We start from the raw sequence: 8,999 nt of genomic DNA, 5'->3' as shown, positions 1-8,999 counted from the left end.
GCCGGAACGCTCAAGGTTGAGGTTTCCAGATACACCGTGCCCTTGTCGTCCACCACGCAGATCGCGGTTTCGTCCATCGCAACGTCCAGGCCACAAAAGAATTCCATCGAACGCCTCCCACGTGTTGCCGTAGGAGCCGTTCTAGCAGCCGCCGCCACGCCAACCGGCTGTGTACCAGCCGCCACGCCGACGTCAGACCGATTACGGGAGGCAACCCGCCGGAACGATTGGATCCCACGTCGTCGAATGTTGGAGTTCTCCTGTTCTCCTGGGGTAAAGTCGACGTGGAAACCACCGAAGAATACCTGGATAGAAGCGAAAGGAGATTGCGCTCCTCAACAGCCGCCTATCGAGAACTCTGTATCTCGGACCACCCCGTCGCCGACGCTTTCCGCCGCGCAAAAGGAAATGGCGCCACAGTATCCAAGCAGCGAGGACCGCATGGTTTGGATCGCCATCCTGTCTTTTAATATCTTCATCGTGGACTAGTGAGCGAATCGAATATGAGAAGGACCACATAGCGACTTCGTCGTTTCTCAGTCTCGAATGTTTCTTGAGTTTGCTTAGGAGTGCGGGATGGACGTGATCCATACGATTCCTCTCCTAACCGTTGACGCGAACTCGAACCTCCTGCTGCGGGTCGCCCAGAGTTTAGGAGCTGGCAGAGGGAAATGGAGTCGGAACAGGACAACAGTCCAAGCAAATGTTTCAAACGTTGCCCAACTCGCCGTCAGCCAATCTGGTCGAGGAACTTGTCATCGCCCGAGGCATTGCGACCACGGGCGAGGGAGGAATGGGACCAGACATGTGGTGGACGGTGATGAAGCAGGCTGCGAGCGATTGGTCCAGCCACAAGGATGCACGGCAAGGAGCCGCCCTCGCCTATTATTCGGTTTTTTCACTGGGCCCAATAATCGTAATCGCCGTCGCCGTGGCTGGCCTTCTTTTCGGCCACGATGCCGCCACCGCGCAGGTTATGTCGTCGATCAAGAATATGCTCGGTGACAACGGAGCGAAAGCAGTTGAAGCGATGCTGGCAGGCGCCAACCGACCGACGGCAGGGCTCGTGGCTAGCATCCTGGGTCTAGGAGCGCTTCTCTTTGCAGCCATCGGCGTAGTGGTGCAATTGAAAGACGCTCTCAACGTGGTCTGGGAAGTCGAGCAGTCAAAGGAATCCGGACTCTGGCACTTCGCTCGCAATTACCTGCTGTCATTTGCGGCCGTTTTGAGCCTAGGATTTTTGCTGCTGGTTTCGCTCCTGGTCAGCGCAGGCTTGGCTGCGGCAGGCAAGCACGCCTCCGCGTATCTGCCGGAAGGCGTGCTGCACATCGTTACAATGCTGGTGTCGTTCGTGGTCGTAATGGTATTATTCGCGATGATGTTCAAGTGGCTGCCCGACGTCTCCGTAGACTGGCGCGATGTTTGGCTGGGAGCGTTTCTCACCGCGGTGTTTTTTGAAATCGGCAAGGCGGGGATTGGCTTCTACATCGGCAAGCAGGGACTGGAATCAACGTACGGCGCAGCCGCCTCGATTGTGGTCGTCCTGATCTGGGTCTACTACACGTCGCAGATCATCCTGATGGGCGCTGAAGTTACTCACAGTTATGCCACGCAGAATGGCTCTTTAACCGAGGGTATGAAGCGGCTGCGCTCCTAAAGGAAACGTTGCCTCCGCTTCTCGTGAACTAGAATTTGCCTATCGATCGCTCCAGGATTTCGCCGGATTGCAGTGGGTCCCCCTGAAAAGCTCCCAGCCGCGTGACCGACTGATGGGACGCCTCACAAATGCAAAGGAAAAGTTCTGCCAATTCTTGTCGCAACAAACCGCATACGCATTTATGCTACGGGAAAACCTACCTCTTTTGGTTCGACTGCGAAACATCTACAGGAATCTGGGCCGCGAGATCGCGCGCCGCCCGTAGATGTTCAAGAACGGTCGGCAGAGTTTCCGATGCAAACCGTTGCAGGTCGGCATCTTCACCCTGCCCAATCTCCCAGGCCAAAGGCTGCGCGGTCTTCTGATGTTCGACCGTTTGGTGCGCAAGATAGGCTGGCTCGCCGGTGGACTTGTCGACCATGACGCATTCGATCGCGCCCACCTTCTTGTCCTCGGCGCCGTAGACGGCCTTCCCGTTGTACTTGTCGCTCGAAACCAGGTTGCCGGAAGAACGCGCGCTGTCGGGAGCGGGCGGCGAACTGTTATGGGCCATAAACGAACTCCTTTAAAGTTAGCATCGGAACACCCGCCAACCAGCCCGCCGTTCCAAGTCCGCGGCACATCGCGCCGGCGCGCGTCGTCCGGCTGCAGAGGTCGCCCTTCGGAGCGCGGCTTAGGAACGCGCCGGCATGAACCGGCTTATACGACAGGCTGCGGCTTCTTCCACCGCGGCCGGCACGGTCCCGCGATACCTTCGCTAGGGGCATGCGGGGCCGTGCGCTCCGGTCCGTGTTGACGAGCAAGGGAACGAGCTCGGAACCGTCTTCCCGGAAGATGGAAGGTGAACACCTAGGAGAAGAGCGATGGCAAGATGGAAGACGGGCGCATCATCGAGACCGCGAGGGAAGCCCGGGGAGCGGAGCGCGGCCCCACGATGCGCAACGTGCTGGTGGCCGGGACCGCGCGCTCGTGATAGCCGCATTCGTGATCGTCTACATCGTGTATTTCGGCGGGAAGTAAGCGGATCGCGGACTCGCCCGCGGCGGCGCGCCGCGCTGCGGATAAGCTTGCACCCGCAGCGCGGCGACGCATGCGTCCTTGACTCCATGTTCCCTTTACGTTCTTATTCGTCGGCCATCCACCGCCGACGAGACTTCCATGCCCGACCTTCCCTTTCTGCGTTCCGAGATCGAACGCATGCGCTACCAAATCAGTCGGCAGCGCAAAGAGATCCGCGCCCTGCAGCGCGGCGTTCGGCGGCGAGCGGATGCACCCGTCCGAAAAGGGAAAGGGCCGCGGTGGGCGCAGTGGAAGAACGAGACGAATGAGCAAAAGCCTAAAAGACAGCCTTAGGCGCATCAATGCCTTGTGAATTGCGTGTGCGCACTAGTGCACAGAACATAACGGCCCGATGTGCAATTATGCATAATCACCGCACGGTTCGTGGCTTCTATCGGTGATGAGAACGCCCGCTCGCGCTCACGCCTTCCTCTTACGGAAAGGAGCAGCGCCATGCAGACACGGCGTCGTTTCAAGCAGACTACATCGCTTCAGGACCGCCTCTCGGAGTTCGCCAACGGCGAGCGAGCCAAGGCGGAAGGCATGCCCGATAGCGCTGAACGGTACGACCTCCTCAAGAAGATCCGGCAGGCGGAGTGCGCCGCGAACATCGAGGCGTGGGTCAACTCTCCCGGGCTCCAGCCGCCGAAATAGCAGGAACCGCGCCGCTCCCCCCGCGTTGCCTCCTGCGATGAGTATAACCCGACTTGCCCCGCCGCCTCCCTAGGAGCGGCGGGTCTATTTTGAGAGGCGCGCGAGTGTATGGCTTCCGCGTTCACGGCGAACCAGGCTTAGAATGTCTGCTGCTTAGCGTACCGCGACATCACATCTGAGGGATTGCTGCGCCAGAGCTCGTTCAAGGGACTTACAAAGACGGGCTGAGCGTACATATCAGGGCGACGGGGCCGACTTCCCCCAGCGGACCCCCCGCACGGCCCCTGCGCCTCCCGCCCCCGAGACCGCTGCGGGGCCGTGCACTTTTCAGGAACCAAGCCTCACGCTCGGCATTTTATCGGCGCCCGCCCGGCAGCGCCGGGCCAAACAGCGGCGGATGATTCCCATGCGAAAGAAGCTCCGAGAAGTCGTGAAGGATACCGCAGCGGTCGAACTGTCAGCCGCGGCGGTCGGTTTGGAAATAGGATCGAGTTCGCGCGCAAGACCTTGGACGACGTGTCACGCGAAGGCCCGGCCCCAGCAGCGCCTTCAGGCACCTCCGCGACGCCATCACCCCAGACTGCCAAACCCAATGACGAGGACATCAAGATCCTCGCCTACTATTTGTGGGAGAAAGCCGGGTGCCCCGAAGGCCGCGACCAGGAGTCTATTTCCAAGCCGAGCAGGAGCAGCGCGATCGCAAAAGCCCGACCGCCCCCGCGCCTCGGACTTGATAGCTTAGCGCCACGCTCCTCTTAGCCACGCCGTGCTATTATTTCCGTATGGATAAAGACCCGGACGCCGAGGGCTCGGCAGGAAGCGCGCGGAGAACCTGCGCAAGAAGCTCGGCTCCGACGAGGCGCTCAAGGACCACATGCGCCGCGTGCGCGCGGGCGAGAAGCTCGCGAAGTAGTGCTACACTGAGGAAATGGGCCTCGTGCCCCGGGGACTGCACTGCGGTCTGACACTAGCGGAACTGCCTTTGCGGGGCTGCTTTTGCGTTATCCTCATCCCGTCATTTTGACGAGCGGTCGTCGTGGTACACTGGGGAAAGCGAAGCTCGGGGCCTCCGCTCCAAGTAGTGATCAGGGAAACCCTTCCTACACCTAACGAAGCTAAGCGCCGCGAGCCGGGGGCTTTGAGGGCTCGAAGCTGGTCGATGGTGGGATGGGTCAGCATTGCGTGTCGTCTCCTCAGGGGAAGTAGCGGGTGCCACGGATGTTGGAATGAACTATCGCAGGCCCGTCCGTGGCGGTGGCGGGCCTTTGGCGATCCAGATTATTCTTCAAGATGGACGTCACCGACGTGTAGGAGCGCGCGCCGATATCGAGGGCGCGACCGCAGGCGGCTTCGAGCCGTTCATGGCCGAAGTTGGAGGCGTGCCGCAGGATGCCGATCGTGGCGCGGAAGCCTTGCTCCGGATGCGTTCGCTCGCGCAGAATGATCTCGATCAGAGCCGATGTCTTCGGCCCGATCTCGTTCGCCCGTCGCTGGATGCGTTCCGGCGTCCAGTCGGCATAGCACCGGTGGCCGGACGGCATATGTTCGCGCACTGTCGTGTGGCGGCGGTTGGATGACGAGCGCACATGGACAGCGACGCGAGTGCCTTGATGGAAAAGCTCGATAGTCCGCGCGGTGATCCGCGCCCACAGCGTCTCGCGCAGCAGTGCATGCGGCACAGAATAATAATAATGACCAGCGACCTCGACATGATAGTCGAGACCTGCATTGCTTCCATTCGGCGTAGACGTAAGGCGCTGTTGGGAGCGGCTTCAAGACCGATCGGTCTGTCGCGTCGAACAAGGCACGCCGGCTCGCGCCCAGGTGCCGCGACACGCGGTCGTTGAGTGTAACGAGGCACTCCCGGATCGCCGCGTTCGACTCCGGCTGCGAGAAGAACTGGCGGTTCCTGAGCTTGGCGATGATCCAGCGCGTCGCGACCTGCACGGCGACTTCGACCTTGGCTTTGTCGCGCGGCTTCCTGGGCCGCGCCGGCACGATCGCCGTGCCGTAGTGCGCCGCCATCTCAGCATAGGCTCGATTGACGGCGGGCTCGTAGAAGCAGGCTTTGGTGATGCCGGACTTCAGATTGTCGGAAACCACCATCGCCGGAACGCCGCCGAAAAAAGCGAAAGCCCGTGTGTGCGAGCCTATCCAGTCAGGCAGCGACTGCGTGCCCTGGTCGCCATCAACCGGAAACCACGGTCGCCATGCCCCGGAGCGCGCAACCAGGCCGACAAGCTCTCCGCGGGCGGCAACCGCTTCTGGCGAGACCCAGATGGTAACGACCGCGGAAGTCTTCCTCCCCTAGCCGATGGGGATGGCACCCGAATATTTTACTGCCGTGGATGCCATCGTCCAAGGGACCGCTTATCCACGGCGGCAAGGCGATAGGCAGCGCGTTGCAAGGTCGCTGACCAGCTTTTGGCCTGCGATAGTCTGGGGTGGCCCGCTGAGGCGGGGACGGGCGACAAGCCTAAAGTTTCCCCAAGCAGCTCGTGCGGCCGAAGGAAGCGAAGGTCATCAGATTTGCAAAGCAGAGAGCCTGAGGTGGCTCGCTGGGCTCCGCTAATCTGCGGGACCGCTTTTCCTGCGAAACCCTATAGGAACCGGCGTGGCGCCGGCACGTTCACGGCTATGGACACCGCCACACTCGTCGGCTTTTTCGCCGCCTTCTGCACTTCCGTCTCATACGTTCCGCAGCTGAAGAAGTGCTGGGAGACCGGCAAAGCCGAAGACCTGTCGCTCATGATGTTCAGCGTGCTTGCGACCGGCGTTGCCGCGTGGATCGTGTACGGCATCTTCAAGAAGGACATCGTCATCATCATCGCCAACGCGTTGAGCCTGTCCTGTCTCGCGGGCATACTGTGGTTCAAGCTCAGGGAAGATAGGCCCCGTCGCTCGAGCTCAAAACATCAAGGCGCAGACTTTCTCAAAGTTAAAAGTGGCTCAACCAAGCCGCAAATTGCGCGAGAATAGCCCTCATTCACGGCGGTTGGGGATAGCGTTGCTGGCGAACCCCAAGCCCTTCGGTATTGTAATTGAATGGATGCAAAAGAAGCCGGAGGCAGAGGCGGATTATCAGCAAGCGAGCAGAAATCAGCAGTGGCTCTAAGGCACGGGAAGAAGGTCGGCAGGCCCACGAATTTAAAAGCTAAGACCAATTAACCATGAAGCTCGAAGCTAAGCACCTCCCCTACCGATTAGCGACGTACCGCGTATGGCAGCTAATGCCGCAGGAGAGGCCAAACATGGCGAGATTAGGAGGCCGTTTGCGGAACAAACCCTCTCGTGCCCTACCAATGCTTGGCGGATGGGCGCATATTGCATTCGCAGTAGTACTCGCTGATGGCGCCTCCGTCACGAACCGCGACGGAGCAAACGCGAAGCGCGTTGCCGCCGTAGAGCGCGGCAATGCATACTTCAGCGCCTCTTTACCTCTTTGGCTTGCACCGAGAGCCTCACGGTATTGCCTTCGACATCTGCGACCAGCTCCTTGTCGACGTAGTGGTGCTGGTTGTCAGAGCCCTTCTCCAGCTTGAGGCGGCTCACCTCGACCTCGTCGACGATGCCGACTTCGGCGCCGTCCTTGTCGACGACCTTCATGTGCTCTCTGATCTCGTGCATTTGCATCAGTCTCCTGTGGCCGGGCACAACTCCCATGCCAGCTGAATGGTTGCACTGATCGCGCTGCCGTCGCACCTATACCGTTCATAGCGACCGGAAAGCTTTTAGCGCGCGGCACGATCGGACGTGGAGGTGTTCCATGTCCTACATCTTGCATAATGAAGATTGAGGGCTTCGTCAGCGGCTTACCCGTCATTCAGCCGGCCTACAGCGAGAAGCAGTTCGAGGAGCTCATCAAGAACCGGCTCCCAGGAAGAAGCCAAAGTGTGCTTAACGGCGAATAGTGACTTGATCTTGCAGCGTCGTCTTCTCGAAATCGTTGACGAGGATGTCGATCTGAATATCCCACCGGCCGCCGACAGGGAATGGGAGTTGCCGGACTAGCCAGTGACCATCAACTGTTTTGGCCGCCTCCCGGGAGATTGCCTTGATGCCGGCCATTTTGTTTTCGATCGTCAGGCGCACCTCCTTGGCGTCGAGCGATCCGAAATCGCCGGACATCAGCACGACGTCGACTTGTGCCATGCCCACATGGCGGCGTGGAATCGCCAGCCGGCCACCAGACCCAGAATAACAAGCACCCCTGCTGTTTCCGCCACGATCGAGCGGGCCAACTTTTGACCGGCTCGCGGAGCTCTGCTCATGACCCCGGGCGTCAGTCGAAGCCGATTCCATGCTGCAAGCGTTAGGATGAAGGCTACCAAAGCGAGTTTGGCAGCCAAAACGCGACCGTAGGAAGTCGAAATCAACGCAGCAGGATCAGCGACTTGAATGATCGCGAGGACCAAACCCGACACGACAAGCGCAGCGACCACCCAAGGTATTATTTTGGAAAAGCGTGCCAAGACATCTTCGTGCGCCTCTCCCCGCATGATAATGGCAAGCGGCGCGAGCGACCCAACCCAAAACAGAACCGAAATCGTGTGAACGAACACGGCTGGTCTGGTCAGCCATTGCGGTACGGCCGTGCTGGCGTGGCGGCTGAGAGCAAGGGAAACACCGGCGATCGTCATGCCGAGAAAGATAGGCGTCGGGCGTGCCTTCGCTTGGCCAGAAGCCCTGCGGACATCGCGACTGCGGCGACGACTGCCGTCATGCCGAACGACGTCTCAAACCCGACCCGCCAAGTTTTTCCGCTCGCCAATCCGGTTAACGGCAACTCAAGTGCATCGGCGCCTTGTTGACCAATCAGCGCGACGGTTGCCACGAGGCCGCATACCAGCGCGCCCGAAACCATAGTCCGACCACTGCTTACAAGCGAGTTAGCACCGTAGCGGAGCGCGTTAGCACCTTTGTAGACCTCAACGTAGCGATAGGCGGTCGGATCGATCTCGAACAGGTCGAACAATCCGTCGGCGGTGTTGATCGGGATGCCGTCCATATAGGGATTAATCCCGCGGTTGCCGAAGCTGCGCGACAGACCCGAGCCTCGGATTGAGATCCGACCGTCGGGACCCTATAGGCTAGAACTCCTGCCATCGGCGCACAAGGAGTGGGACAAACTCGGTGCGACGCTGCGTGAGCAATGCAACGTGAGCGAAGTTTCACCTTTTTTTGGCGGCGAGCCCTCGCTGATGACGCTAACGGCGAGTGGAAGCGATGCTTATCAACTTTATGGTCAATGCGTTTGATTGCATGACATCCATTACTCACGCGAGATGCCGCAGACCATGCTTCTGCACGAGAGAGAGCAACTTGAGCGCGATACCACTCGGTTTCTTCGCGCCGCTCTCCCACTTCTCTACTGTGGCCGAAAAGGGAGTGGTGGTCAGTCTCGATGACCTACGGCCCCGTGCCAAGATGACACTGCGGTGCAGATTTTTGTTGAACGTTTTACGCGATATGCTTCGGCAATTACGATCATGACTTTGAGTTCTTTTACACGCAGGCGGATGCCCGTGCTGCCGCCGTTGAAATGAGAGCTGAGGTTGGCTCCTTCATACGGTCCCGCCAGGTCGTTGATTTGGTAGGAGGCGGTGAAGGGTCCGGTACCCCTAGGTCA

General features: G+C 59.7%; 10 protein-coding genes and 3 pseudogenes. 5 read left to right on the top strand and 8 right to left on the bottom strand.

Annotated elements, in window-relative coordinates:
• A pseudogene (locus NWI01_RS18050) lies at window positions 1-107 on the bottom strand (IS110 family transposase); the annotation flags it as partial.
• A 596-nt stretch (window positions 108-703) separates the two neighbouring features.
• Here NWI01_RS18050 and NWI01_RS18045 point away from each other — a divergent pair.
• Window positions 704-1,657, top strand: coding sequence for a YihY/virulence factor BrkB family protein (locus tag NWI01_RS18045; protein WP_244613882.1), 954 nt, complete (start codon window positions 704-706; stop codon window positions 1,655-1,657).
• A 196-nt stretch (window positions 1,658-1,853) separates the two neighbouring features.
• On the opposite strand, the gene NWI01_RS19950 is transcribed toward NWI01_RS18045, so the two are convergent.
• Window positions 1,854-2,210 (bottom strand): DUF4142 domain-containing protein, encoded by a 357-nt coding sequence (locus tag NWI01_RS19950; RefSeq protein WP_141385329.1) that lies wholly within the window; start codon window positions 2,208-2,210, stop codon window positions 1,854-1,856.
• A 959-nt stretch (window positions 2,211-3,169) separates the two neighbouring features.
• Here NWI01_RS19950 and NWI01_RS18030 point away from each other — a divergent pair.
• Both NWI01_RS18030 and NWI01_RS20405 read left to right on the top strand, forming a co-directional pair.
• Window positions 3,170-3,370: a hypothetical protein gene (locus NWI01_RS18030; RefSeq protein ID WP_141385327.1), complete on the top strand. Its 201-nt coding sequence runs from the start codon at window positions 3,170-3,172 to the stop codon at window positions 3,368-3,370.
• Between the two features lie 318 nt (window positions 3,371-3,688).
• Window positions 3,689-4,129 carry a DUF2934 domain-containing protein gene (locus NWI01_RS20405; RefSeq protein ID WP_375782193.1) on the top strand — a complete coding sequence of 147 codons (441 nt, stop codon included), beginning with the start codon at window positions 3,689-3,691 and terminating at the stop codon, window positions 4,127-4,129.
• A 434-nt stretch (window positions 4,130-4,563) separates the two neighbouring features.
• On the opposite strand, the gene NWI01_RS19945 is transcribed toward NWI01_RS20405, so the two are convergent.
• Complete coding sequence (locus NWI01_RS19945) at window positions 4,564-5,049, bottom strand: hypothetical protein (RefSeq protein ID WP_244613881.1); 486 nt, start codon at window positions 5,047-5,049, stop codon at window positions 4,564-4,566.
• A gap of 164 nt (window positions 5,050-5,213) precedes the next feature.
• Here NWI01_RS19945 and NWI01_RS19940 point away from each other — a divergent pair, with 164 nt between their 5' ends.
• Window positions 5,214-5,384 carry a hypothetical protein gene (locus NWI01_RS19940; RefSeq protein ID WP_244613880.1) on the top strand — a complete coding sequence of 57 codons (171 nt, stop codon included), beginning with the start codon at window positions 5,214-5,216 and terminating at the stop codon, window positions 5,382-5,384.
• Window positions 5,385-6,007: 623 nt separating this feature from the next.
• Window positions 6,008-6,349, top strand: a complete 342-nt coding sequence (locus NWI01_RS18015) for a SemiSWEET family sugar transporter (RefSeq protein WP_141385326.1) — start codon at window positions 6,008-6,010, stop codon at window positions 6,347-6,349.
• A gap of 444 nt (window positions 6,350-6,793) precedes the next feature.
• Here NWI01_RS18015 and NWI01_RS18010 read toward each other — a convergent pair whose 3' ends face one another.
• The 5 genes and pseudogenes from NWI01_RS18010 to NWI01_RS19935 all read right to left on the bottom strand — a co-directional run.
• A complete protein-coding gene (locus NWI01_RS18010; protein ID WP_079447067.1) occupies window positions 6,794-6,997 on the bottom strand; it encodes a DUF2171 domain-containing protein in 204 nt (67 codons plus the stop codon).
• Between the two features lie 270 nt (window positions 6,998-7,267).
• Window positions 7,268-7,504: a hypothetical protein gene (locus NWI01_RS18005; RefSeq protein ID WP_181410581.1), complete on the bottom strand. Its 237-nt coding sequence runs from the start codon at window positions 7,502-7,504 to the stop codon at window positions 7,268-7,270.
• Window positions 7,498-8,010 (bottom strand): copper resistance D family protein, encoded by a 513-nt coding sequence (locus NWI01_RS18000; RefSeq protein WP_141385324.1) that lies wholly within the window; start codon window positions 8,008-8,010, stop codon window positions 7,498-7,500. Before NWI01_RS18000 ends, NWI01_RS18005 begins: the two co-directional genes overlap by 7 nt.
• 242 nt (window positions 8,011-8,252) lie before the next feature.
• Window positions 8,253-8,453: pseudogene (locus NWI01_RS17995) on the bottom strand (TonB-dependent receptor plug domain-containing protein); the annotation flags it as partial.
• 193 nt (window positions 8,454-8,646) lie between these two features.
• Window positions 8,647-8,748 (bottom strand): annotated as a pseudogene (locus NWI01_RS19935) (helix-turn-helix domain-containing protein); the annotation flags it as partial.
• Window positions 8,749-8,999: the final 251 nt, after the last annotated feature.

Source organism: Nitrobacter winogradskyi, from assembly GCF_006539545.1.
GTDB classification, from domain to species: Bacteria; Pseudomonadota; Alphaproteobacteria; order Rhizobiales; family Xanthobacteraceae; genus Nitrobacter; species Nitrobacter winogradskyi_A.
This window is presented reverse-complemented; position numbering and strand designations above follow the sequence as displayed.

Excerpts from the sequence above, each read along its gene's own strand:
- NWI01_RS18045 (WP_244613882.1), top strand. The coding sequence starts at position 704 with ATGTTTCAAACGTTGCCCAACTCGCCGTCAGCCAATCTGGTCGAGGAA.
- NWI01_RS19950 (WP_141385329.1), bottom strand. The coding sequence starts at position 2,210 with ATGGCCCATAACAGTTCGCCGCCCGCTCCCGACAGCGCGCGTTCTTCC.
- NWI01_RS18030 (WP_141385327.1), top strand. The coding sequence starts at position 3,170 with ATGCAGACACGGCGTCGTTTCAAGCAGACTACATCGCTTCAGGACCGC.
- NWI01_RS18015 (WP_141385326.1), top strand. The coding sequence starts at position 6,008 with ATGGACACCGCCACACTCGTCGGCTTTTTCGCCGCCTTCTGCACTTCC.
- NWI01_RS18010 (WP_079447067.1), bottom strand. The coding sequence starts at position 6,997 with ATGCACGAGATCAGAGAGCACATGAAGGTCGTCGACAAGGACGGCGCC.
- NWI01_RS18000 (WP_141385324.1), bottom strand. The coding sequence starts at position 8,010 with ATGACGATCGCCGGTGTTTCCCTTGCTCTCAGCCGCCACGCCAGCACG.